The 24,261-nt window shown below is 52.9% G+C and carries 20 protein-coding genes and 1 other RNA gene; 17 read left to right on the forward strand and 4 right to left on the reverse strand.

What is annotated here, in order from left to right:
* Positions 1-12: 12 nt before the first annotated feature.
* The 8 genes from aceF (at position 13) to ACSBQN_RS02465 (ending at position 10,197) form a co-directional block, all read left to right on the forward strand.
* The gene (aceF, locus tag ACSBQN_RS02430) at positions 13-1,896 is read left to right on the forward strand and encodes a pyruvate dehydrogenase complex dihydrolipoyllysine-residue acetyltransferase (RefSeq protein ID WP_024474864.1); all 1,884 of its coding nucleotides are present in this window, start codon (positions 13-15) and stop codon (positions 1,894-1,896) included.
* A 194-nt stretch (positions 1,897-2,090) separates the two neighbouring features.
* Entirely contained in the window at positions 2,091-3,518 is a 1,428-nt protein-coding gene (gene lpdA, locus ACSBQN_RS02435) for a dihydrolipoyl dehydrogenase (RefSeq protein ID WP_004238360.1), read from the forward strand.
* 412 nt (positions 3,519-3,930) lie between these two features.
* Entirely contained in the window at positions 3,931-6,528 is a 2,598-nt protein-coding gene (acnB, locus tag ACSBQN_RS02440) for a bifunctional aconitate hydratase 2/2-methylisocitrate dehydratase (RefSeq protein WP_024474865.1), read from the forward strand.
* A 189-nt stretch (positions 6,529-6,717) separates the two neighbouring features.
* Positions 6,718-7,089, forward strand: a complete 372-nt coding sequence (locus ACSBQN_RS02445) for a YacL family protein (RefSeq protein ID WP_004238358.1) — start codon at positions 6,718-6,720, stop codon at positions 7,087-7,089.
* 130 nt (positions 7,090-7,219) lie between these two features.
* Positions 7,220-8,080 (forward strand): small-conductance mechanosensitive channel MscS, encoded by an 861-nt coding sequence (gene mscS, locus ACSBQN_RS02450; RefSeq protein ID WP_024474866.1) that lies wholly within the window; start codon positions 7,220-7,222, stop codon positions 8,078-8,080.
* Between the two features lie 64 nt (positions 8,081-8,144).
* Positions 8,145-8,630, forward strand: coding sequence for a hypothetical protein (locus tag ACSBQN_RS02455; RefSeq protein WP_024474867.1), 486 nt, complete (start codon positions 8,145-8,147; stop codon positions 8,628-8,630).
* A gap of 126 nt (positions 8,631-8,756) precedes the next feature.
* Positions 8,757-9,380 carry an arginine exporter ArgO gene (argO, locus tag ACSBQN_RS02460; protein ID WP_214178425.1) on the forward strand — a complete coding sequence of 208 codons (624 nt, stop codon included), beginning with the start codon at positions 8,757-8,759 and terminating at the stop codon, positions 9,378-9,380.
* 91 nt (positions 9,381-9,471) lie between these two features.
* Entirely contained in the window at positions 9,472-10,197 is a 726-nt protein-coding gene (locus ACSBQN_RS02465) for an oxidative stress defense protein (RefSeq protein ID WP_152713727.1), read from the forward strand.
* Here ACSBQN_RS02465 and ACSBQN_RS02470 read toward each other — a convergent pair.
* Positions 10,194-11,102, reverse strand: a complete 909-nt coding sequence (locus ACSBQN_RS02470; protein WP_337137068.1) for a LysR family transcriptional regulator ArgP — start codon at positions 11,100-11,102, stop codon at positions 10,194-10,196. The genes ACSBQN_RS02465 and ACSBQN_RS02470 overlap by 4 nt on opposite strands.
* A 128-nt stretch (positions 11,103-11,230) precedes the next feature.
* Between ACSBQN_RS02470 and rpiA the strand changes: the two genes are divergently transcribed.
* Together rpiA and serA are read left to right on the forward strand one after the other, a co-directional pair.
* Positions 11,231-11,887, forward strand: coding sequence for a ribose-5-phosphate isomerase RpiA (gene rpiA, locus ACSBQN_RS02475; protein WP_004238350.1), 657 nt, complete (start codon positions 11,231-11,233; stop codon positions 11,885-11,887).
* A 286-nt stretch (positions 11,888-12,173) separates the two neighbouring features.
* Positions 12,174-13,424, forward strand: a complete 1,251-nt coding sequence (serA, locus tag ACSBQN_RS02480) for a phosphoglycerate dehydrogenase (protein ID WP_004238348.1) — start codon at positions 12,174-12,176, stop codon at positions 13,422-13,424.
* 174 nt (positions 13,425-13,598) lie between these two features.
* On the opposite strand, the gene ACSBQN_RS02485 is transcribed toward serA, so the two are convergent.
* From ACSBQN_RS02485 to zapA, 3 genes are all read right to left on the reverse strand, one after another.
* Positions 13,599-14,204: a 5-formyltetrahydrofolate cyclo-ligase gene (locus ACSBQN_RS02485; RefSeq protein WP_024474870.1), complete on the reverse strand. Its 606-nt coding sequence runs from the start codon at positions 14,202-14,204 to the stop codon at positions 13,599-13,601.
* 37 nt (positions 14,205-14,241) lie between these two features.
* A non-coding RNA gene (gene ssrS, locus ACSBQN_RS02490) (6S RNA) lies at positions 14,242-14,424 on the reverse strand.
* 108 nt (positions 14,425-14,532) lie between these two features.
* Complete coding sequence (gene zapA / locus ACSBQN_RS02495) at positions 14,533-14,862, reverse strand: cell division protein ZapA (protein ID WP_004238346.1); 330 nt, start codon at positions 14,860-14,862, stop codon at positions 14,533-14,535.
* 149 nt (positions 14,863-15,011) lie between these two features.
* On the opposite strand from zapA, the gene ACSBQN_RS02500 reads away from it, so the two are divergent.
* The 7 genes from ACSBQN_RS02500 to gcvP all read left to right on the forward strand — a co-directional run bounded on the left by ACSBQN_RS02500 (position 15,012) and on the right by gcvP (position 24,257).
* Complete coding sequence (locus ACSBQN_RS02500) at positions 15,012-15,593, forward strand: YecA family protein (RefSeq protein WP_004238345.1); 582 nt, start codon at positions 15,012-15,014, stop codon at positions 15,591-15,593.
* A gap of 87 nt (positions 15,594-15,680) precedes the next feature.
* Positions 15,681-17,000: a Xaa-Pro aminopeptidase gene (gene pepP / locus ACSBQN_RS02505; protein WP_024474872.1), complete on the forward strand. Its 1,320-nt coding sequence runs from the start codon at positions 15,681-15,683 to the stop codon at positions 16,998-17,000.
* Positions 17,001-17,003: 3 nt separating this feature from the next.
* A complete protein-coding gene (gene ubiH, locus ACSBQN_RS02510) occupies positions 17,004-18,206 on the forward strand; it encodes a 2-octaprenyl-6-methoxyphenyl hydroxylase (protein ID WP_024474873.1) in 1,203 nt (400 codons plus the stop codon).
* Between the two features lie 3 nt (positions 18,207-18,209).
* Positions 18,210-19,445, forward strand: a complete 1,236-nt coding sequence (ubiI, locus tag ACSBQN_RS02515; RefSeq protein WP_152695477.1) for an FAD-dependent 2-octaprenylphenol hydroxylase — start codon at positions 18,210-18,212, stop codon at positions 19,443-19,445.
* 305 nt (positions 19,446-19,750) lie between these two features.
* Positions 19,751-20,845 (forward strand): glycine cleavage system aminomethyltransferase GcvT, encoded by a 1,095-nt coding sequence (gene gcvT, locus ACSBQN_RS02520; RefSeq protein WP_434991542.1) that lies wholly within the window; start codon positions 19,751-19,753, stop codon positions 20,843-20,845.
* Between the two features lie 55 nt (positions 20,846-20,900).
* Positions 20,901-21,296 carry a glycine cleavage system protein GcvH gene (gene gcvH, locus ACSBQN_RS02525; protein ID WP_004238339.1) on the forward strand — a complete coding sequence of 132 codons (396 nt, stop codon included), beginning with the start codon at positions 20,901-20,903 and terminating at the stop codon, positions 21,294-21,296.
* Positions 21,297-21,380: 84 nt separating this feature from the next.
* Positions 21,381-24,257 (forward strand): aminomethyl-transferring glycine dehydrogenase, encoded by a 2,877-nt coding sequence (gene gcvP / locus ACSBQN_RS02530; protein WP_024474876.1) that lies wholly within the window; start codon positions 21,381-21,383, stop codon positions 24,255-24,257.
* Positions 24,258-24,261: the final 4 nt, after the last annotated feature.

Here is a 24,261-nt window from a genome sequence, read left to right on the forward strand (position 1 = left end):
AGGTAAAAATTAATGTCTATTGAAATCCATGTGCCCGATATCGGTTCAGATGAAGTTGATGTAACAGAAATTCTGGTCAGTGTCGGCGATAAAGTAGAAGCAGAACAATCACTCATCACCGTTGAAGGTGACAAGGCGTCGATGGAAGTTCCGTCTCCGCAGGCAGGGGTTGTTAAAGAAATTAAAGTGGCTGTGGGCGACAAAGTCAGCACCGGCTCTTTCATCATGGTATTTGAAGCAGAGGCCGCAGCAGCGGCTCCTGCTCCGGCAGCTCAGGCTGCCGCACCGGCTGCTCCGGCGGCGGCTGCCGCATCCGCGCTGAAAGAAGTTCATGTGCCGGATATCGGCGGTGACGAAGTTGACGTGACTGAAATCATGGTCAGCGTCGGCGATACCGTGACTGAAGAACAGTCTCTGATCACCGTTGAAGGCGACAAAGCCTCAATGGAAGTTCCGTCTCCGATGGCGGGCGTGGTTAAAGAGATTAAAGTTGCTGTCGGCGATAAAGTCAGCACCGGTTCCCTGATCATGGTCTTTGAAGTTGCGGGCGCAGCACCGGCGGCACAGCCTGCCGCAGCCGCTCCGGCTCCTGCAGCAGCGGCACCTGCCGTGGCAGCAGACAAAGAAATCCATGTACCGGATATCGGCGGTGATGAAGTTGACGTGACTGAAATCATGGTCAGCGTCGGCGATACCGTAACTGAAGAACAGTCTCTGATCACCGTTGAAGGCGACAAAGCCTCAATGGAAGTCCCGTCTCCGATGGCCGGTAAAGTTAAAGAAATCAAAGTAGCCGTCGGCGATAAAGTCAAAACCGGCTCTCTGATCATGGTATTCGAAGTGGCGGGTGCAGCACCTGCTCCGGCAGCACAGCCAGCCGCCGCACCTGCGGCAGCAGCACCGGCATCTGCACCGGCAGCGAAAGCCGCTCCGGCAGCAGCGCCGGCTGCGGGTAATGACTTCGTTGAGAACGATGCTTACGTTCACGCAAGTCCGGTTATCCGCCGTCTGGCCCGTGAATTCGGTGTGAACCTGGCGAAAGTCAAAGGCACAGGCCGCAAAGGCCGTATCCTGCGCGAAGACGTTCAGGCTTATGTGAAAGATGCGGTGAAACGCGCTGAAGCGGCTCCGGCTGCAGCAGGCGGCGGTTTACCTGGCATGCTGCCATGGCCGAAAGTGGACTTCAGCAAATTCGGTGAAGTGGAAGAAGTTGAACTGAGCCGTATTCAGAAACTGTCCGGCGCTAACCTGAGCCGTAACTGGGTGATGATCCCGCATGTTACGCTGATGGACGAAGCGGATATCACTGATGTTGAAGAATTCCGCAAACAGCAGAACAAAGAAGCTGAGAAGAAACAGCTGGGCGTGAAAATCACTCCGCTGGTCTTTGTGATGAAAGCCGCTGCCAAAGCGCTGGTCGAAATGCCGCGTTTCAACAGCTCTATCACCGAAGATGCACAGCGTCTGATTCTGAAAAAATATGTCAATATCGGTATCGCGGTAGACACCCCGAACGGCCTGGTTGTTCCTGTCATTAAAGACGTGAACAAAAAAGGTATTCTGGAACTGTCTTACGAACTGGCTGAAATCTCCAAAAAAGCCCGTAACGGTAAGCTGACTTCTTCTGATATGCAGGGCGGATGTTTCACCATCTCCAGCCTGGGCGGTATCGGGACAACCGGTTTCGCTCCGATTGTTAACGCACCGGAAGTGGCTATCATGGGTCTGTCACGTTCATCCATGAAACCGGTATGGGACGGCAAACAGTTTGTTCCGCGTCTCATTCTGCCAATGTCACTCTCCTTCGACCACCGTGTGATCGATGGTGCTGACGGCGCCCGCTTCATCACGCTGATTAATCAGTACATGAGCGATTTACGCCGCCTGGCGATGTAAGCAATTACACTGAGACCGGTGCAGAGCCGGTCTCAGTGGCGCAGGCTGAAACGTGCTCATCCCGGATAACGGGAGTCAGGTCACAGAACTGCGCCTTTCCAGGTTGTTAACAATTTTGTAAACTGCTCTCAGTGTGTACGTCCCGGTGGAATATATGTCGTCTGACCCGCCGGACAAACAATTAAGAGGTCACGATGAGTACTGAAATTAAAGCCCAGGTCGTTGTACTTGGTGCGGGCCCTGCAGGGTATTCAGCGGCTTTCCGCTGTGCTGACTTAGGTCTGGAAACTGTCCTGATTGAACGCTATTCAACCTTAGGTGGTGTCTGCCTGAACGTGGGTTGTATCCCGTCTAAAGCATTACTGCATGTTGCTAAAGTGATCGAAGAAGCGAAAGCGCTGGCTTCTCACGGCATCGTGTTCGGCGAACCGCAGACCGATATCGATAAAGTCCGTCTGTGGAAAGAGAAAGTTATTTCTCAGTTAACCGGCGGTCTGGCCGGTATGGCGAAAGGCCGTAAAGTGACTGTTGTGAATGGTCTCGGCCAGTTCACCGGCGCAAATACTATCGAAGTCAACGGTGAGAAGGGTAAAACCACTATCACGTTTGACAACGCGATTATTGCTGCGGGCTCACGCCCGATCCAGCTGCCGTTTATCCCGCACGAAGATCCGCGTGTCTGGGATTCAACGGATGCACTGCAGCTGAAAACCGTCCCGGGCCGTCTGCTGGTCATGGGTGGTGGTATTATCGGTCTGGAAATGGGTACCGTATACCACGCGCTGGGTTCACAGATTGATGTTGTTGAAATGTTTGACCAGGTCATTCCTGCGGCAGACAAAGATATCGTTAAACTGTTCACCAAACGTATCAGCTCTAAGTTTAACCTGATGCTGGAAACCAAAGTGACTGCCGTTGAAGCCAAAGAAGACGGTATCTATGTCACAATGGAAGGCAAGAAAGGCCCTGCAGAACCACAGCGTTACGACGCAGTTCTGGTGGCTATCGGCCGTACCCCTAATGGTAAACTGCTGGCGGCTGATAAAGCAGGTGTTGAAGTTGACGACCGTGGTTTCATCCACGTTGACAAACAAATGCGCACCAACGTGCCGCACATCTTTGCTATCGGCGATATCGTCGGTCAGCCGATGCTGGCGCACAAAGGTGTTCACGAAGGTCACGTGGCAGCCGAAGTTATCTCCGGCCTGAAACACTACTTCGATCCGAAAGTGATCCCATCTATTGCCTACACCGAACCGGAAGTGGCATGGGTTGGTCTGACCGAGAAAGAAGCGAAAGAGAAGGGTATCAGCTACGAAACAGCAACCTTCCCGTGGGCAGCTTCCGGCCGTGCAATCGCGTCTGACTGCGCTGAAGGTATGACCAAACTGATTTTCGACAAAGAATCTCACCGTGTTATCGGTGGTGCGATTGTCGGTACTAACGGCGGCGAGCTGTTAGGTGAAATCGGTCTGGCTATCGAAATGGGTTGTGATGCGGAAGATCTGGCACTGACCATCCACGCTCACCCGACGCTGTACGAATCAATCGGTATGGCGGCTGAGATTTACGAAGGCAGCATCACCGACCTTCCGAATCCGAAAGCGAAAAAGAAAAAGTAATCAGCTGACCCGGTAACTGCACTGTTATCCGGCTGAAGATAAAAATCCGGCTGCCTCTGGCGCCGGATTTTTTTATTCCCCGCCATCAGCCCCGCCTGTGTATTCATAGACAAACCGGTATTATTCAGATATTAATAATTTCAGCGTGCTGACCGCCGTTCCCGGTGCAGCAGAACTACGCAAACGACCGTTTTTTGCATTTCCGGCGTAATCAATAATCGTGCAGATTCCTGTTTAAAACGGCATAACACTGGTGAAACGGATAAGCAGCAAGTTTAATTCACTAATGTTATTCAGCTCACAAATTGTTTATGTTGCTTTAATGTGAATGAATTAACAATGTGTTTAAATTTTGATATGCTGAAACCCCGTTGCCGGGCACTCATAAAAAACACAAAGCAAGGAGTACGTCGTGCTGGAAAATTACCGCAGGCACGTTGCCGAACGTGCAGCACAAGGGATCGCCCCTAAGCCATTGGAAGCCGCTCAGGTTGCTGAGTTAGTCGAATTACTGAAATCTCCGCCGGCAGGCGAAGAAGCGTTTCTTGTTGATCTGATTACCAACCGTGTACCGCCGGGTGTTGATGAAGCCGCGTATGTGAAAGCCGGTTTTCTGGCCGCTCTGGCAAAGGGTGAAGCGCATTCACCGCTGATCACCGCTGAAAAAGCCGTTGAATTACTGGGAACCATGCAGGGTGGTTACAATATTCACGCCCTGATTGAATCCCTCGATAACGAAAAACTGGCCCCTGTGGCCGCCAAAGCACTCTCTCATACCTTACTGATGTTTGATAATTTCTATGATGTGGAAGAAAAGGCGAAAGCCGGTAATTCCTATGCACAGAAAATTATTCAGTCCTGGGCTGATGCAGACTGGTTCCTGGAGCGTCCGCAACTGGCAGAAAAACTGACTGTCACCGTCTTTAAAGTCTCCGGTGAAACCAATACCGATGATCTGTCACCGGCACCGGATGCCTGGTCGCGTCCGGATATCCCGCTGCATGCACTCGCAATGCTGAAAAACCCGCGTGACGGAATTGATCCGGATGAGCCGGGCAATATCGGTCCGGTTAATCAGATTGATCTGCTCAGCAAAAAAGGGTTCCCGCTGGCCTATGTCGGTGATGTGGTCGGTACCGGCTCTTCCCGTAAATCCGCGACTAACTCCGTGCTGTGGTTTATGGGGGATGATATCCCGTATGTGCCGAACAAGCGCGGCGGCGGTATCGTGCTGGGCGGTAAAATTGCCCCGATTTTCTTCAACACGATGGAAGATGCGGGCGCGCTGCCGGTGGAAGTGGATGTCAGCAACCTGAATATGGGGGATGTGATCGACGTTTACCCGTATAAAGGTGAGATCCGCAATCATGACACCAATGAACTGCTGGCGACATTTGAACTGAAAACCGATGTGCTGCTGGATGAGGTCCGCGCCGGTGGCCGTATCCCGCTGATTATCGGCCGTGGTCTGACTGCCAAAGCACGCGAGTCTCTCGGTCTGCCGCATACGGATATTTTCCGTCAGGCGAAACCGGTTGAGAAAAGCAGCCGTGGTTTCTCGCTGGCTCAGAAGATGGTCGGCCGTGCCTGCGGCGTGGCAGGCGTTCGTCCGGGCGAGTACTGTGAGCCTAAGATGACCTCTGTCGGCTCTCAGGATACCACCGGGCCGATGACCCGTGATGAACTGAAAGACCTGGCGTGTCTTGGTTTCTCAGCGGATCTGGTGATGCAGTCTTTCTGCCACACAGCCGCTTATCCTAAACCGGTGGATGTAAACACTCACCACACGCTGCCTGATTTCATTATGAACCGTGGTGGTGTGTCGCTGCGTCCGGGGGACGGTATTATCCACTCCTGGCTGAACCGTATGCTGCTGCCGGATACCGTGGGTACCGGTGGTGACTCACACACCCGTTTCCCTATCGGGATTTCCTTCCCGGCCGGTTCCGGTCTGGTTGCTTTTGCAGCAGCGACCGGCGTGATGCCGCTGGATATGCCGGAATCTGTGCTGGTGCGCTTTAAAGGAAAAATGCAGCCGGGGATCACACTGCGTGACCTGGTGCATGCCATCCCGTATTACGCTATTCAGCAGGGCCTGCTGACGGTGGAGAAAAAAGGGAAGAAAAATATTTTCTCCGGGCGTATCCTGGAAATTGAAGGGCTGCCGACACTGAAAGTGGAACAGGCGTTTGAGCTGGCTGATGCCTCTGCCGAGCGTTCTGCCGCGGGTTGTACCATCAAACTGGATAAAGCGCCGATCACCGAATACCTCAATTCCAACATCGTTCTGCTGAAGTGGATGATTGCGGAAGGTTACGGTGATCGCCGTACCATTGAGCGCCGTATTCAGAGCATGGAAAAATGGCTGGCGGATCCGCAATTGCTGGAAGGTGATGCGGATGCGGATTACGCAGCAGTGATCGAAATCGACCTCAATGACATCAAAGAGCCGATTCTCTGTGCGCCGAATGACCCGGATGATGCACGTCTGCTGTCTGACGTGGCGGGCAGTAAAATTGATGAAGTCTTTATCGGCTCCTGCATGACCAACATCGGACACTTCCGCGCTGCGGGTAAACTGCTCGACAGTCATAAAGGCCAGCTGCCGACCCGCCTGTGGGTGGCACCGCCGACCAAGATGGATGCCGCACAGCTGACAGAAGAGGGCTATTACAGCATCTTCGGTAAGAGCGGTGCCCGTGTTGAGATCCCGGGCTGTTCACTGTGCATGGGTAACCAGGCGCGTGTGGCGGATAACTCAACCGTCGTGTCCACCTCCACCCGTAACTTCCCGAACCGTCTGGGTACCGGTGCCGATGTGTACCTGGCTTCTGCGGAACTGGCAGCGGTGGCTTCCCTGCTGGGGCGTTTACCGACACCGGCGGAGTATCAGACCTTTATGGATAAAGTGGATGAGACAGCGGAAGATACCTACCGTTACCTCAACTTTGACCAGTTGAATGAGTATACCAAAGTCGCGGATGGCGTGATTTTCCAGACTCAGGTGTGATAGTCAGCATCTGAGTCAGTCCGCAGTTTTATCACCGGCGGGAGACAGCAACCACTGTCTCCCGTTTTTTTATACCTGTTATCCGGTTAATTACGGTATCAATGTACCTGGAAACGGGATAACCCGCTAAAATAAGAGCAGGTGTTGCATACGTGACAGCGGTAAAGTGTTAACAAGAGGTGTACAGCGATGGATTATGAATTTTCCCTCGGGATCGACGGGAACGTGATAGTTAAGCTGTCAATGGATCACGAAGCGATCGGTCACTGGCTGAATGAAGAAGTGAAAGGGGATCTCTCGGTGATTGATGAGATAACCGTGGCATTTGACAGTATTAAAGGGCGGGAACAGCAGTGGCAGCGAGTGGGGCATGAATACACTTTGCTGATGGATGATGAGGAAATCATGATTAACGCGAATCAGATTACCTTTGAAACTGATGAGCCGGATGAAGGTATGAGTTATTACGATAATGAAAGTATTGCGTTCTGCGGCACAGCTGACTTTATGATTTTACTGGAAAATTATCGTAAATTTATTGTGACCGGCGGACAGGGCTGAGAATTTTTATTCTGAAATTTTCATTTGTTACGGTAATATAAACCAGTGGTTCTTTACCTGAGGCGATAATCGGCCGGTTATCGCAACAATATTGTTTTTCTTTATTTCCGGTAACTTATGAGGTGGATGAATGAATGAACAAATCCTGACGGACAGCCTGAATCAGGCAACCGGCTGGCTGGCAAATAATCAGGCATTACTGCTGGATTATGCGGTGAATATTGTGGCTGCCGTACTGACCCTGATTATTGGTCTGTTTGTGGCAAAAATGGCCGCTAAAGCGGTCTCCCGCCTGCTGGCAATGCGCGGTGTGGATGTGACAGTCTCTGATTTTCTGTCCGCGATGGTTCGCTATGCGGTTATTGCCTTCACACTGATTGCAGTGCTGGGACGTCTCGGCGTGCAGACTGCGTCCGTAATCGCGGTGCTCGGTGCGGCAGGTCTGGCCGTTGGTCTGGCATTGCAGGGCTCACTCTCTAACCTCGCGGCTGGCGTATTGCTGGTGGTTTTCCGTCCTATCCGTGCCGGAGAATATGTGGTTATCGGTGCGTCAGAAGGGACGGTTCAGAATGTGCAGATTTTTTCCACCACACTGCGCAGCGCGGATGACAAAATCATTGTGATCCCGAACGGCAAAGTAATTGCTGGCGATATTATTAACGTGACCCGTGAACCGGATCGCCGCCGTGACATTATTGTCGGTGTGGCGTACAACGCGGATATTGATCAGGTCAAAGAAATTCTGACAGAGATTGTCGCCGATGACCCTCGAGTGCAGAAAGAAAAAGGTATCGTGGTGCGTCTCAATGAAATGGCGCCATCTTCTCTGAATTTCGTTGTCCGCTACTGGACAAAAAACGGCGATTTCATGGATGTATACTGGGATCTGCTGGAAAACTTCAAGCGCGCACTCGATAAGCATAATATCGGCATTCCGTTCCCGCAGCTTGATGTGCATATGCATCAGAATAGTCAGCAAACACAGGCATAACAGGTGTATATTATCAGCGGTCCCCTTTCGGGTGCCGCTTTTTTTTGCCGTACTGTGAGAGATTATGATGAGCGAGCATTTACTTCATTTTATTCCTGAGACACTGAGTTATATCCCGGATGCGGAGCAGCAACAGGCTGCGGAGCAGTATCTGAGCGAGTGGATGGCGGCTGACGATATTATGCATAAGGCGGATCCGGATGTTATGTTCTGGTCCGGCAGTGAAAATTTTCGTTATCCGCTGTGTCCTGTCTGCCGTAAGCCGGTTTCCGGCGTCTGGTGGGGCGCTCAGATGAATGCGATTTTTGCGGTCACCGGACAGGCGCGAATTTCTGCGGCGCTGACACCACGCAATACCCCCTGCTGCGGGGCGCCGGTCGTTATTCCGGAGATGGATTACGATGAAACCGGTGGTTTCGCGTGTTACGGGCTGACAGTCCGTTATAACAACAGTTTTATTGTCTGCATGGATAACGGGCGTGACGAAATTATCCATCGTGTGAGTGAATGTCTCGGCACGCCGGTGCGTCTGGTCTGGGAGTGGATCTGACCATATTTCTCCGTATGTTATTAGCCGCAGTAATGGTCCATTAATTGTATTAATTTCACTAATACTGAAATCCCGGTAATATTCATTCCATCCGGCGTGGATTGAATAATTATCGGGATTTTTTGCATGTTATCGACTTATTTTCAGGGGTTATTACTCGGCGCGGCAATGATACTGCCGCTCGGGCCGCAAAACGTATTTGTATTACAGCAGGGAAGCCGTAAACAGTATCATCTGATGAGTGCATTTTTATGCACACTGAGTGATGTTTTACTGATCACGGCCGGGGTCTTCGGCGGCAGTGCGCTGCTGAGCCAGTCAGTGTGGCTGATGGCACTGGTTACCTGGGGCGGCGTGGCGTTTTTGCTGTGGTACGGCTGGGGGGCACTGCGGGCGGTCTTTACCGCTGATACCGCGCTGACCATGCAGGAGCAGGTGGTCCGCAGCCGCTGGCGGGTGATTATGACGCTGGTGGCCGTCACCTGGCTGAATCCGCATGTTTATCTGGATACCTTTGTGGTGCTGGGCAGCATCGGCGGACAGCTCGGTTCCGATATGCGGATCTGGTTCACAGCCGGTGCGGTCTGTGCATCAATATTGTGGTTCTTCGGCCTGGCGCTGCTGGCAGCCTGGTTCTCCCCGGTGCTGCAAAAACCGGTATCACAGCGGATTATCAATCTGTTTGTCGGTTCGGTGATGTGGTATATCGCGGTACAATTAGCTTTAAAAGGATTGAATATTTCTTATTAATCCGAAATATTGTTTCGTCAGAGTGTGGTAGTGTTACTAATTACGGCATAACATTCTGTTATGTGACCGGTTTAAAACAGAAGGAGGATATGTGAAACTGAAATCTCTTGCTCTTGCCGCTATGGTTGCCCTGGGTGGTTACGCGGCAGCTGCTCAGGCAGCGGAAACGCCGGCAGGCCCGCATATTTCAACCTCCGGCAGCGCCGTGATCCGGGCTGAGCCTGATATGGCGACACTGTCCATCAATGTGACAGTAAAGGAAAAAGATGCGTCAGCCGCCAAAGCACAGGCAGATAAACGTGTGGCGCAATATTTTGATTTCCTGAAAGCACAGGGAATTGAAAAGAAAGACATTAATGCGGCCAATATCAGCACCAGCCCGGACTATGTCTATGACAAAGAGAAAGAAGAGTCCGTTATCCGTGGTTATAACGCATCCCGTTCTGTGACGGTGAAAGTGCATGACCTGAACAAACTGAACACACTGCTCGACGGTGCGCTGAAAAGCGGCCTGAATGATATCAGTGCCGTTGAGTTCGGGGTGAATAATCCGGAGAAATACCGCGAAGAAGTACGCCAGAAAGCGATTTCTGATGCGATTTCACAAGCTAAATCGGTGGCAAAAGGCTTTGGTACTGAGCTGGGGGCCGTTTACAGCATCGGTTACAATGCACCACAGCCGGTTCCGGTAATGGCGCGTAATAAAATGATGCTGGCCGCCGGCGCACCGGCAGCAGTCTCTGCGGATGAAACCTATGAACAGCAGACTATCGATTTCCGCGACCAGGTGGATGTCGTGTTTGAACTGAAACGTTAAGCCGTTTCAGGCTGCTCCTGCCGTAAGGTCTGACGCCCGTGTTTCAGCAGGGCGTCAGTCACCCGGCGCATGGTGGCACTTTCCGGTGCAAACCGGTGCCAGTACAGCATCCGGCGCTGAAACAGCCCCGGTGTCAGATCCAGCAACTCTCCCCGCTCCAGTTCATCCGCAATCTGCAAATGCGGGATCATACAACAGGCTGAACTCTGTTTTGCCAGCTGCACAAAGGCTTCCGAGGAATTGAGTACGTGGCTCGGCACACTGCCGGGGGCGAGGTCAAAATTGGTCTGCAAAAAGGCCATGTGCATATCATCGAGATAATCAAACGCCACAGCCGGGGCTTTCAGCAGGGCACTGCGGCTGACACCGTCAGGAAAATAACGGGCGGCAAATTCCGGTGAGGCGACAAAGAGGTAATCCAGCGCGCCAAGCTGATCCGCCAGACAACCGGGCAGCGGACGCGGCTGAATACTGACCGCACCGACCACTTCCCCGCGCCGCAGGCGTTCATGTGTCCGCGATTCATCTTCCACCTGAATATTCAGACGGATAGAGAGATCCGCCAGAACAAGACGCAGTGCCGGGAGCAGCCAGGTCGCGAGGCTGTCGGCGTTGACCGCCAGTGAGATCAGCGGCGGCTCAATATTCCCGGCATCATCCCCCAGCCATTCAGCTTCGAGTAATTCCACCTGATGCAGCAGGCCGAGCAGCTTCTGGCCTTCTTCAGTCGGACGCGGCGGCACGGTACGTACCAGCAGCGGCTGTCCGAACAGATTTTCCAGCTGTTTGATACGCTGCGAAACGGCAGACTGGGTAATACAGAGTTTCTGTGCAGCCCGCTCAAAACCACGTTCACGGATAACAGCGTCCAGCGCCTGCAGGGCACGATAATCCGGTCGTCTCATGGCGGTTTTCTCCTCTTTTTTATAAGTCATTCACAATATGCCACAATTCGCATTCCGGGGGAGAAATAATTGCTATAATTATCGCGGACTATGCCGGTGGCATAGGATGACGACAAAAAGGCAATAACATGACTCAGGATGAATTAAAAAAAGCGGTTGGCTGGGCGGCATTAGAATTCGTGAAGCCGGGCACCATTGTCGGTGTGGGCACCGGTTCCACCGCATCTCACTTTATTGATGCACTGGCAACCATGAAAGGCCAGATTGACGGCGCGGTATCCAGCTCTGTGGTCTCAACCGAAAAACTGAAAAGCTACGGCATTCCTGTGCTGGACTGCAATGATGTGGACAGCCTGGACGTGTATGTCGACGGCGCGGATGAAATTGACCACCATATGAATATGATCAAAGGCGGTGGCGCAGCATTGACCCGCGAGAAAATCGTGGCGGCTATCGCGAAGAAATTCATTTGTATCGTGGATGAAAGCAAGCGTGTTGATATTCTGGGTAAATTCCCGCTTCCGGTGGAGGTGATCCCGATGGCGCGTTCTTATGTGGCGCGTGAACTGGTCAAACTCGGCGGTCAGCCGGAATACCGTCAGAATGTGGTAACAGATAACGGCAACGTGATTCTGGATGTCTACAACCTGGAAATCCTGAATCCGGTTGAGCTGGAAAATAAAATCAACGGTATCGCCGGAGTGGTGACTGTCGGTTTATTTGCCAACCGTGGTGCCGACGTGGTGCTGATGGGTACTCAGGATGGCGTAAAAACCATTAAATAAATCAGTACGATATCTGTCATATTCAGATGCTGCATAAGGAACCGGAAACGGTTCCTTTTTTTATTTTTTTAAAATCATAAATTTCGGTGATATATATCACAATTTTGTCTTTGATATGGCCAAAATATCAGCTCTCAGCGGCATTTTTTCATTTTCTCCTGTAAACCTGCCTTTTCCCTGTGACTTGTTCTGTGACTTGTACAGGAGCGTGTATTGCGGAGACGTTATTTTTTGTTATTTTGATGTGAGGACAGGACATTTCGGGAACTTAACAAAAGGCAGGGTCATGGTAAAAGTATCACTGGAAAAAGATAAAATTAAATTTCTGCTATTGGAAGGCGTACACCAAAGTGCGGTAGACAGTCTGAAAGCAGCGGGTTATTCAAATATTGAATATCATAAAGGCGCATTATCCACGGAAGAATTAAAAGAAGCGATCCGTGATGCACGCTTTATCGGTATCCGATCCCGTACCCAACTGACGGAAGAGATTTTTGCCTGTGCGGAAAAACTGGTCGCCGTCGGTTGTTTCTGTATCGGGACTAACCAGGTTGATCTTGATGCAGCGGCAAAACGCGGTATTCCGGTCTTTAACGCGCCATTCTCAAACACCCGTTCCGTGGCTGAGATGGTGCTGGGCCAGTTATTACTGCTGCTGCGCCGTATTCCGGAGGCGAATGCCAAAGCGCATCGCGGTATCTGGGATAAACAGGCGAAAGGCTGCTACGAGGCACGCGGTAAAAAGCTGGGGATTATCGGTTACGGTCATATCGGGACGCAATTGGGGATCCTGGCAGAATCCATCGGTATGGATGTCTATTTTTACGATATCGAAAACAAACTGCCGCTCGGTAATGCCACTCAGGTGCGCCATCTGTCTGAGCTGCTGAATATGAGTGATGTGGTCAGCCTGCATGTGCCGGAAACGGAATCCACCAAAAATATGATTGGTAAACATGAGTTTGAGCTGATGAAACCGGGGGCGATTTTTATTAACGCCTCACGCGGCACAGTAGTGGATATCCCGGCTCTGAGTCAGGCGCTGGCATCAAAACACCTGTCCGGCGCGGCAGTGGATGTGTTCCCGTCTGAACCGGCAGCCAACAATGACCCGGCGGATCCGTTTATTTCTGAGCTGATTGGGTTTGATAATGTCATTCTCACTCCGCATATCGGCGGCTCCACTCAGGAAGCTCAGGAAAATATCGGGTTTGAGGTCGGCGGTAAGCTGGCGAAATATTCTGATAACGGCTCGACGCTCTCTGCGGTCAACTTCCCGGAAGTGTCACTGCCGGTGCATGGCCAGAATGCCAACCGTCTGCTGCATATCCACGAAAACCGCCCGGGACTGCTGACCAGCATCAACCAGGTCTTTACTGATCGCGGTATTAATATCGCGGCGCAGTATCTGCGGACGGCGGGTGATCTGGGTTATGTGGTTATCGACATTGTGGCGAATAACAAAGATGAAGCTGACGACGTTCTGCTGCAGCTGAAAGCGCTGCCGGGAACGGTAAGGGCGCGTCTGTTGTTCTGAGAGCGGTGATTGCTCTGCGGATAACGGGCAAAAACGAAAAGTCGCGGTAAACACATCCATGTGCGCTCAGGCGCGTCATCCATGACGCGCATGCTTTTCGTTTCATTTGCCCGTTAACCGCTGTCGCTGTCAGCAGTAGATGAATTATTTATTTATCTGATTGTTTATACTGATTTATTTATGTTCCGGCCACAACCAGCGACGTGATGGCGTGATCACTTCCGGCAGCGGGACATCCCACTGTGCGGCAGGAAGTTCATCAACCTGCTGACAATCATGTGCCAGCCCTACCGGGTAAAACCCTTTCTTCTGCCAGCCCGCCAGTGTGCGGTCATAAAAACCGCCGCCCATCCCGAGACGCTCTCCTTTTTCATCAAACGCGACCAGCGGAATAAACATAATATCCAGTTCCTGCGGCGGTAATACCTGTGTGACATCCAACGCCGGTTCTGAAATTGAAAACTTGTTTTTAATCAGCGGTGTATCAGGGCGATAAGCGAGAAATAACAGATGATGGCGGCTGAACGGGTGAAGAACGGGTAAAAATACCTGTTTTCCCTGTGACCACAGCCACTCTGTCAGCGGACGGGTATCAATCTCACCATCAAAAGAGAGAAACAGGGCAATATTATTGGCGCGGTGTATATCAGGGTGATAAATGATTTGCTGAACAAGGTCTTGTGCGGCAGTGTTTTGCTGCTGAGGTGTCAGCGCACGGCGCTTATTGCGGATTAACTGACGCAGATGATGCCGCGCTTGTAACAACGGGTCATGAGTCATAGTGAAATCAGCGAAATATCAGGAGATAAAGAAGAGAGAGGTCTCCAAGATGCCGTCGCAGGCTGTAACCCTTGAACCCTTGGTTCAAGGTGAACGCGGTGTTGCTTCCATTAGGCTGCCTGAACGAATCAGGTATGCTCACCGGTGACAAATCACCACATTCTGTCTGTATCAATATCGGCTCAGGGGACTGACCCGCAGACAAACATCTCAGAGAATTTTGTGAACTTCGTGTAACGTTGTTCTTAAACTCATTGTATGAAATCGGGCAGATATTGCAACCTAATTTCTAAATTTTTTTTGTCTAGTGACTGATTTCTAAACAATTTTATTCAATAGGTGTTACCTGGCGCTCAGTGATTCGGGTTTGGTCATGCAGCGCCTGCTCGATAGTCTGCTGTAACAGTTTTATCTTCTGTTCCATGTTATAGGCATAATCGCGCGTTTTCAATTTTTCTTGTGCCAGTTCGTGACAGATGTTTAACGCGACGATAAAAACGAGCTGTTCTGTGTTGGACACCCGGCTGCGTTCTTTCAGGTCCTGTAACCGTTGTTCAAGCTCCGCAGCAGAAGCGAGCAGAGCTTCTCTTTGTTCCGGTGGACAATTAACGCGCATGGAACGCCCGAATATCTGGATATCAACGGGTTGTGCAGACATGAAATCTTCCTTTGGTTCTGCAACAGGATATTATCCTGTGTGACGTGAATTGTGTACGTTATAGCAGCAGGCCGCAGCCCTTATCTGGTACAGCGGCGCCTCTTGATGGTAGCATATCATGAACTGAAACCCGACTGGTGAGCAAAATAATGACCCCGGATAAAACACTGCCCGATTTTAAAACACTTGATGAACTTTTGCGTCAGCAGGCCGTCGCCATGACCGCGTCAGAGATGCACGGCCTGATCACGGGTCTGCTCTGCGGCGGTAACACAGATGACAGCTGGCTGGCACTGATCCACGACCTGACCAACGAAGGCATGGCGTTTTCGCAGGTTCTGGCACAGCCGCTGCGTGCTCTCTTTAATACCACATTTGAACTGCTTGATGATACCGAATGTCAGTTTAATTTACTGCTGCCGGATGATGAAGCGGGGGTGTTTGCCCGGGCTGATGAGCTGGCCGGCTGGGTCAATCACTTCTTATTAGGTCTGGGTGTGGCGGATCCGAAATTCAGTGATCGCAAGGAAGTAAAAGAAATTGTTACTGATCTGCGGGAAATCGGCATGCTGGGCTATGATGAGGCAGAAGATGCCGAAGAGCTGGATGACGCGCTGGAAGAGGTGATCGAGTATGTCCGAGTTGCGGTACAGCTGTGCTATATCTCGCTGGCGAAGCCGCGCAGCGCACAAAAGGCTGATGCGCCGGAACAGAAACCGACATTACACTGATATATCTGAATCTGTCCGCAGCAGATAATCTGCGGCACACTGAACCATCAGATTCCTGAATCATCACACAGTACAAGGAAAGAGGGTATGAATAAACAAGAATTTATCTCACGCCGTCAGGCATTGCTGGAAAAAATGGCACCGGCCAGCGCGGCGGTTTTCTTTGCGGCACCTCCGGCGCAGCGCAATGCGGACAGTGAGTATCCCTACCGCCAGCACAGTGATTTTCTCTACCTGACCGGTTTCAGTGAGCCGGAAGCCGTACTGGTACTGATTAAAAGTGATGAAACTCATAACCACAGTGTGTTGTTTAACCGGGTTCGTGATCTGACGGCGGAAATCTGGTTCGGCCGCCGTCTCGGCCAGGATGCTGCGCCGGAAAAACTGGGTGTTGACCGCGCACTGCCGTTTGATGAAATCAACGAGCAGCTCTGCCAGTTGCTTAACGGTCTTGACACCCTCTATTTCGCTCAGGGCGAAATGGCGTATGCCGATACCATTGTCTTTAATGCTCTCGATACACTGCGCCGCGGCAGCCGCCGTAACCTTTCCGCGCCGGGCACGATTATTGACTGGCGGCCGATTGTCCATGAAATGCGTCTGTTTAAATCCCCGGCGGAGCTGGACATCATGCGCCGTGCCGGGAAAGTCAGTGCACTGGCACACACCCGTGCGATGGAAAAATGCCGTCCGGGTATGTACGAATATCAGTTACAGGGCGAGATTGAACACGAGTTTGTCAGTAACGGCGCGCGTTTCCCGTCCTATAACACGATTGTCGGCAGCGGTGAGAACGGCTGCATTCTGCACTACACCGAAAACGAATGCCGGATGAAAGACGGCGATTTGGTGCTGATCGATGCCGGATGTGAAATTGAGGGTTATGCCGGGGATATTACCCGTACCTTCCCGGTGAACGGCAAATTCAGCAAAGAGCAGCGTGAAATCTATGATCTGGTGCTGGAAACCCTGGATGTCTCCCTTGAACTCTACCGCCCGGGGACTTCTATTGCAGAAGTGACAGATCGCGTGGTGGAAATCATGACGGAAGGGCTGGTAAAACTCGGCTTACTGACCGGGGATGTGCCGCATTTGATCGAGACCAAAGCATACCGTGCATTTTTCATGCATAGTCTCAGCCACTGGTTAGGACTGGATGTGCATGATGTCGGCCATTACGGCACAGAACGTGACCGCATCCTGGAGCCGGGTATGGTACTGACCATCGAACCGGGGCTGTATATTGCGCCGGATGCGGATGTGCCGGAGGCATATCGCGGCATTGGTGTCCGTATTGAGGACGATATTGTCATCACGGCGGACGGCAACGAAAACCTGACCGCGTCAGTGGTCAAAACCGCAGATGAAATTGAAGCGCTGATGGCGCAGGCAAAACAGGCTGAATAATTAATGAGTGTGATAATCACCGGGGGCGGAATGACCGGCGCAACACTGGCGCTGGCACTTTCCCGCCTCAGTCACGGCAGGCTTCCCGTTGCACTGGCGGAAGCCAGATTACCGGATGACCATCATCCGGGGTTTGATGCGCGGGCGATTGCCCTGGCGTACGGTACCTGTCAGCGGCTGGAGAAAATCGGGCTGTGGTCCGCCCTGAAAGCGCATGCGGCGCCGATTACCCGGGTGCATGTGTCTGATCAGGGGCATACCGGCTGTGTGAATATTACCGCCGGTGATTATGATATTGATGCGCTCGGACAGGTGATTGAGCTGTATGATGCCGGGCAAACCCTGTTTGCCGAACTGGCAAAAGCCGAAAATGTTACTCTGTATTGTCCGGACAGTGTAAAAAGCATTACCCGCACGATGGATTCAGTCAGTGTTCAGCTGGAGAGCGGCAAAACACTGAACGGCCAGGCTCTGATTGCGGCGGACGGCAGTCACTCTGCGGTCGCGCAACAATGCGGTATGCAGTGGAGTGACACCCCGTATGAGCAGGTGGCGGTGATCGCCAATGTGATGACAGAACTGGATCCGCAGGGGCGGGCGTTTGAGCGTTTCACCCCGCAGGGGCCGCTGGCCATGCTGCCGATGACAGAAGGGCGCAGCTCGCTGGTCTGGTGTCACAGTGCAGAGCATGCGGAAGCCGTGCGTGAATGGGATGATGAGACTTTCTGCCGCGAATTGCAGAAAGCCTTCGGCTGGCAGCTGGGCAAAATTGTCACTGCCGGTGCCCGTCACTGTTATCCGCTGACCCTGAGTGCCGCGCACTCTCAGATTTCCCACCGCCTGGCGCTGGTGGGTAACGCCTCGCAGACACTCCATCCGATCGCCGGTCAGGGTTTTAACCTGGGAATGCGTGATGTGATGGCATTAGCGGAGGTTATCAGTCAGGCGTTTTTATCACAGGAAGATATTGGTCAGTATCGTGTGCTGATGCAGTATCAGGCCGCCCGTGAGGCTGACCGGCAGGCGACAATGACCCTGACCGACAGCCTGGTGCGCCTTTTCTCCAACAGTTGCTTCCCGCTGGCCGCCGGACGGAATGCCGGTCTGATGGCAATGGAAATGCTGCCGTTTCTGCGCAACCGGCTGGCAAAACAGACTCTCGGCTGGGTCGCACAGCCGCTTAACACCGCCACGGAAAGAGGATAAACAATGCAGTCATATGATGTGGTAATTGCCGGTGGCGGCATGGTCGGGCTGGCACTGGCCTGTGGTCTGCATGGCTGCGGGCTGCGCATTGCCGTGATTGAAAAGCAGGCTCCGGATACCCGTTTTGATCCGCAGGCGCCGTTTGCTGTCCGGGTCTCCGCCATCAACAGTGCCAGTGAGCGTTTGCTGGGGCGGTTGGGTGTCTGGCAGGATATTCTGGCAAAACGCGCGGCACCGTATCAGGGCATGGAAGTGTGGGATAACGACAGCTTTGGTCGTATCGCGTTCAGCGCGGCGGAAGCTCATTGTGAACACCTCGGCCATATCATTGAGAACGATGTGATCCGCAACGCGCTCTGGGAGCGGGTGCAGATACTGTCTGATGTGACGCTGCTCACCGGTACGCAAATCCGTCAGGTGGTGTGGGGCGAAAACGATGCCTTTATCACCCTGGAAAATGACGACATGCTCACGACCCGCCTGGTGGCGGGGGCAGACGGGGCAAATTCCTGGCTGCGTCAGCATGCGGATATCCCGGTTTCGTTTTGGGATTATGAACACCACGCGCTGGTCGCCACTATCCGCACAGAACTGCCGCATGAGAATGTGGCGCGTCAGGTTTTCCACGGCGACGGCATTCTGGCATTTCTGCCGCTGCCGGACGCACATCACTGCTCGATTGTCTGGTCTCTGCCCGGACTGACAGCACAGCACTGTCTGGATCTGGATGAGGCTGCGTTTAACCATAAACTGGCAGCGGCGTTTGATCTGCGCCTCGGGCTGTGTGAAGTGGTCAGTGAGCGGCGGGCGATCCCGCTGACCGGCCGCTATGCCCGTCAGTTCGCTGCGCCGCGTCTGGCGCTGCTGGGCGATGCGGCTCACACCATTCATCCGCTGGCCGGACAGGGGGTTAACCTTGGTTTTATGGATGTGGCGGAGCTGATTGGCGAAATCCGCCGTCTGACTGCTGAAGGCAAAGATATCGGCAACTATTTCTGGCTGCGTCGTTTTGAGCGCCGCCGCAAGCAGAGTGCCGCAATGATGCTGGCCGGGATGCAGGGTTTCCGTGAACTGTTCGACGGCAGCAATCCGGTGAAAAAACTGGTCCGTGGTGTCGGTCTGGTGCTGGCAGACACACTGCCGGGCGTAAAACCGGTGCTGCTGCGCCATGCCCGCGGACTGAGTGATATGCCGGACTGGCTGCGTGAACCGAAGCCGGCATCAGCTGAAAAAATCTAATTTAAGGGCTTTTTTTACATTAGTTTTATTCATAATGCACTAAAAATTAACCGGTCGATCCGGCCGGTGTTTTAGTGCATTCCCGCCGCTTAATTCAAAACTATCACCTGTTAATGCTTTTTTGCGCCTCAGGGCTCAGAATGGCAGATGAAAAATCTGCATACTGACGGCTCGTATTTTTCCGTCCGCGTACACGGTCACAATTTTTTCTTATGGTTACGTTTGTGATTCGGTGATAACGTCAGGAAAAGGGTATCGTTTGCGCGGTACACGCTGCGCACTATGTCTGACTGAAAGGGGATAGAATGGCACAACACACACCACTGTCCGGTGAGCACGTTGCCTGCGGGGCAAAAATGGTGGATTTTCACGGCTGGATGATGCCGCTGCACTACGGCTCCCAGATCGAAGAGCACCACAATGTCCGCAATGACGCCGGTATGTTCGATGTTTCCCATATGACAATCGTGGACTTTCATGGTCCGGAATGTCAGCAGTTCCTCCGTTATCTTCTCGCCAATGATGTGGCAAAACTCACCGAAAAAGGTAAAGCACTGTATACCGGGATGCTCAATGCGTCCGGCGGTGTGATCGACGATCTTATCGTTTATTATTTTGCGGATGACTTTTACCGGCTGGTGGTGAACTCCGCCACCCGTGAAAAAGATCTGGCGTGGATTGACGAACATCGCAAAAACTTTGCGGCTGAGATGACAGTCCGTGATGATTTGGCGATGATTGCTGTTCAGGGGCCGCATGCCAAAGAAAAAGTCGCGACATTGCTGAGTGCGGAACAAAAAGCCGCCGTTGCCGGGATGAAACCGTTTTACGGCGTGCAGAGCGGTGATTATTTCATTGCCACCACCGGGTACACCGGCGAGGAAGGTTATGAAATCGCGCTGCCCGCAGAGCAGGCCGCTGACCTGTGGAAAAAACTGCTGGCCGCCGGAGTGAAACCTGCCGGGTTAGGGGCGCGGGATACCTTACGCCTCGAAGCTGGCATGAATCTTTACAGCCAGGAGATGGACGAAACCGTCAATCCGCTGGCGGCGAATATGGGCTGGACTATTGCCTGGCAGCCGGAAGACCGGAAATTTATCGGCCGTGAGGCACTGGAAAAATTCCGCCGCGACGGCACTGAAAAACAGGTCGGTCTGGTGATGCGCGAAAAAGGCGTACTGCGGGCCGGAATGGAAGTCCGCTTTACTGATGAGCTCGGCAAATTACAGACCGGCGTTATCACCAGCGGAACCTTCTCCCCGTCACTGGGATTCAGTATCGCGCTGGCCCGCGTCCCGCAGGGGATCGGCAATACTGCTATTGTACAGGTGCGTAACCGTGAAGTGCCTGTTGAGGTCGTGAAACCGGGGGTTGTCCGTAACGGCAAAGCACTGGTCTGAACATCCGTATTTTATTGTTAAATTTTGAGAAACCCGATAACAGGAGCCGTTGGCGATGAGTAATATACCTGAGAATCTGAAATATACAGAAGATCACGAGTGGGTTCGCCATGAGAGTGGTGATGAGTATGTGGCAGGGATCACTGACTACGCGCAGGAACTGCTGGGCGATGTGGTTTTTGTGGAATTACCGGAAGTGGGTGATGAAATCACGTTTGGTGAGGCATTCGGTACTGTTGAGTCGGTAAAAGCGGCATCTGACCTGTATGCGCCGGTGACCGGCACCGTTATCGCCGTGAACGAAGCACTGGAAGACAGCCCGGAACTGGTAAACAGCGAGCCGTATGAAGGCGGCTGGATGATCCGCATTAAAATCACGGATCCGGATGAGTTTGCCGGTCTGATGGATGCAGCCAAATATGCAGAACTGCAGGCTGAAGAAGAAGACTGACGGATTGCGGAACCCTGTTTGTAAGCAAACAGGGTTTTTTTTCGGGTTTTTATTGAATCAGACAATGTCAGGAACCGGAGAACAATGACTCAAACTTTAACGCAGCTTGAAAACCGGGGTGAATTTGTCCGCCGTCATATCGGCGCGTCCCCTGAGCAACAGCAGCATATGCTGAAAACGGTCGGTGCGGCATCACTTGAAGAGCTCACCCGCCATATTGTCCCGGATGATATTCAGCTGGATATCCCGCCTGCCGTGGGCGAAGGGGCAACCGAACAGGATGCGCTGGCAGAACTGAAAACCATTGCCGGGCTGAATCAGCAATTTACCTCTTACATCGGCCAGGGCTATACACCGACCATTCTGCCGCCGGTAATTTTACGCAATCTGCTGGAAAATCCGGGCTGGTATACCGCGTACACGCCGTATCAGCCGGAAATCTCCCAGGGCCGCCTGGAAGCACTGCTGAATTTCCAGCAGGTGACTATCGACCTGACCGGTCTGGAGCTGGCATCTGCCTCACTGCTGGATGAAGCGACCGCAGCGGCGGAAGCGATGGCGATGGCAAAACGCGTCAGCAAAAAGAAAAATGCTAACCGCTTTTTCATTGCGGATGACGTGCATCCGCAAACCCTGGATGTGATCCGCACCCGCGCTGAATATTTCGGTTTTGAACTGATAATCGACAGTGCGGAAAAAGCCCTTGATTACGATGATGTGTTTGGTGTGCTGTTGCAGCAGACCGGCACCGGCGGGCAGATCCATGATTACCGTGACTTACTGGCACAGTTACATCAGCGTCAGGTGATCACCAGTGTGGCAGCCGATATTATGGCGCTGGTCTTGCTGGAAGCACCGGGTAAACAGGGCGCGGATATCGTCTTCGGTTCTGCCCAGCGTTTTGGTGTGCCGATGGGCTACGGCGGCCCGCATGCTGCCTTCTTTGCCTGCCGTGATGCTTACAAACGTGCGATGCCGGGCCGCCTTATCGGGGTATCCATTGATGCCGCCGGTAACCGTGCTCTGCGTCTGGCGCTGCAAACCCGCGAACAGCATATCCGCCGTGAAAAAGCGAACTCCAACATCTGTACTTCTCAGGTTCTGCTGGCAAATATCGCCGGGATGTATGCGGTCTACCACGGGCCGGAAGGTCTGAAACGGATTGCCGGCCGCATTCACCGCCTGACCGATATTCTGGCGAAAGCGCTGACAGATGCGGGTCTGCGTCTGCGTAACACCACCTGGTTTGATACCCTGACGATTGAAGTGCAGGACAAACAGGCCGTTCTGGCCCGGGCCAAAGCAGCGCGTATCAACCTGCGTACCGATCTGCCGGGTGCCGTTGCGGTCACCCTGAGCGAAACCACGCAGCGTGAATGCCTGGAAAATCTGTACGCGGTACTGACCGGACAGGAAGCACAGTGGGATATCGATGCACTCGATGCACAGGTTGCCGCTTCTTCTGAATCCATTCCTGCCGCGCTGCGCCGCGAAGGGGAGATTCTGAAGCATCCGAACTTCCGCAGCTATCACAGCGAAACGGATATGATGCGCTATCTGCACAGCCTGGCCCGCAAAGACCTGGCGCTGGATCAGGCGATGATCCCGCTCGGCTCCTGCACCATGAAACTGAATGCGGCAGCGGAGATGATCCCGATCACCTGGCCGGAATTCGGTAATATGCATCCGTTCTGCCCGCCGGAGCAGGCTCAGGGCTATCATGTGATGATAGAACAGCTCTCCCGCTGGCTGGTGCTGCTGACCGGTTATGACGCCATGTGTATGCAGCCGAACTCCGGCGCACAAGGTGAATATGCCGGGCTGGTGACTATCCGCCGCTATCAGGAAAGTAAAGGCGAAGGGCACCGCACTATCTGTCTGATCCCGCAGTCTGCTCACGGCACTAACCCGGCCTCAGCCAATATGGCGGGGATGGAAGTCGTGGTGGTGGCCTGTGATGAAGACGGTAACATTGATCTGGCGGATTTACGGGCGAAAGCAGAACAGCACAGTGAAAATCTGTCCTGTGTGATGATCACCTATCCGTCCACCCACGGGGTGTATGAAGAGGGTGTGCGTGAAGTCTGTGATATCATTCATGAATTCGGCGGCCAGGTGTATCTGGACGGCGCGAACATGAATGCACAGGTCGGTGTGACCACGCCGGGCTTTATCGGCGCGGATGTTTCTCACCTTAACCTGCACAAGACCTTCAGTATTCCGCACGGCGGCGGCGGACCGGGCATGGGGCCGATTGGTGTGAAAAAACACCTCGCACCGTTTGTGCCGGGACACACCATCGTTACCTCTGAGCTGCTGACCTCTCAGGGCGCGGTATCCGCCGCACCGTTCGGCAGTGCCTCCATTCTGCCGATCAGCTGGATGTATATCCGCATGATGGGTGCGCAGGGGCTGCGTCAGGCCAGTCAGGTCGCGATCCTTAATGCCAACTATATCGCAGCACGGCTGAAATCCGCTTACGATGTGCTTTATACCGGCCGTAACGGCTATGTGGCGCATGAATGTATTCTGGATATCCGTCCGCTGAAAGCGAAGTTTGGTATTACGGAGATGGATATTGCCAAGCGTCTGATTGACTACGGTTTCCATGCACCGACTATGTCTTTCCCGGTCGGCGGCACACTGATGGTTGAGCCGACAGAGTCCGAAAGCCAGACGGAGCTGGATCGCTTTATTGATGCGATGCTGGGTATCCGTGCGGAAATGGAGCGGGTCGGCAGCGGCGAGTGGACAGCGGAAGATAACCCGCTGGTGAATGCCCCGCATATCCAGACTGAACTGGCAGCGGAGTGGTCACACCCGTACAGCCGTGAAGTGGCGGTATTCCCGACTCAGTCCACCCGTGACAATAAATACTGGCCGACAGTTAAACGGCTGGATGATGTTTACGGTGACCGTCACCTTCAGTGCTCCTGTGCACCGATGAGTGATTACGAGTAAACGG

Origin of the sequence: Morganella sp. B601 (genome assembly GCF_051172335.1) — a bacterium.
Classification (GTDB): domain Bacteria; phylum Pseudomonadota; class Gammaproteobacteria; order Enterobacterales; family Enterobacteriaceae; genus Morganella; species Morganella morganii.

Coding starts and splice junctions, on each gene's coding strand:
- aceF (WP_024474864.1), top strand. CDS start 13: ATGTCTATTGAAATCCATGTGCCCGATATCGGTTCAGATGAAGTTGAT.
- lpdA (WP_004238360.1), top strand. CDS start 2,091: ATGAGTACTGAAATTAAAGCCCAGGTCGTTGTACTTGGTGCGGGCCCT.
- ACSBQN_RS02445 (WP_004238358.1), top strand. CDS start 6,718: ATGGATTATGAATTTTCCCTCGGGATCGACGGGAACGTGATAGTTAAG.
- mscS (WP_024474866.1), top strand. CDS start 7,220: ATGAATGAACAAATCCTGACGGACAGCCTGAATCAGGCAACCGGCTGG.
- ACSBQN_RS02455 (WP_024474867.1), top strand. CDS start 8,145: ATGATGAGCGAGCATTTACTTCATTTTATTCCTGAGACACTGAGTTAT.
- argO (WP_214178425.1), top strand. CDS start 8,757: ATGTTATCGACTTATTTTCAGGGGTTATTACTCGGCGCGGCAATGATA.
- ACSBQN_RS02470 (WP_337137068.1), bottom strand. CDS start 11,102: ATGAGACGACCGGATTATCGTGCCCTGCAGGCGCTGGACGCTGTTATC.
- rpiA (WP_004238350.1), top strand. CDS start 11,231: ATGACTCAGGATGAATTAAAAAAAGCGGTTGGCTGGGCGGCATTAGAA.
- serA (WP_004238348.1), top strand. CDS start 12,174: ATGGTAAAAGTATCACTGGAAAAAGATAAAATTAAATTTCTGCTATTG.
- ACSBQN_RS02485 (WP_024474870.1), bottom strand. CDS start 14,204: ATGACTCATGACCCGTTGTTACAAGCGCGGCATCATCTGCGTCAGTTA.
- zapA (WP_004238346.1), bottom strand. CDS start 14,862: ATGTCTGCACAACCCGTTGATATCCAGATATTCGGGCGTTCCATGCGC.
- ACSBQN_RS02500 (WP_004238345.1), top strand. CDS start 15,012: ATGACCCCGGATAAAACACTGCCCGATTTTAAAACACTTGATGAACTT.
- pepP (WP_024474872.1), top strand. CDS start 15,681: ATGAATAAACAAGAATTTATCTCACGCCGTCAGGCATTGCTGGAAAAA.
- ubiH (WP_024474873.1), top strand. CDS start 17,004: ATGAGTGTGATAATCACCGGGGGCGGAATGACCGGCGCAACACTGGCG.
- ubiI (WP_152695477.1), top strand. CDS start 18,210: ATGCAGTCATATGATGTGGTAATTGCCGGTGGCGGCATGGTCGGGCTG.
- gcvT (WP_434991542.1), top strand. CDS start 19,751: ATGGCACAACACACACCACTGTCCGGTGAGCACGTTGCCTGCGGGGCA.
- gcvH (WP_004238339.1), top strand. CDS start 20,901: ATGAGTAATATACCTGAGAATCTGAAATATACAGAAGATCACGAGTGG.
- gcvP (WP_024474876.1), top strand. CDS start 21,381: ATGACTCAAACTTTAACGCAGCTTGAAAACCGGGGTGAATTTGTCCGC.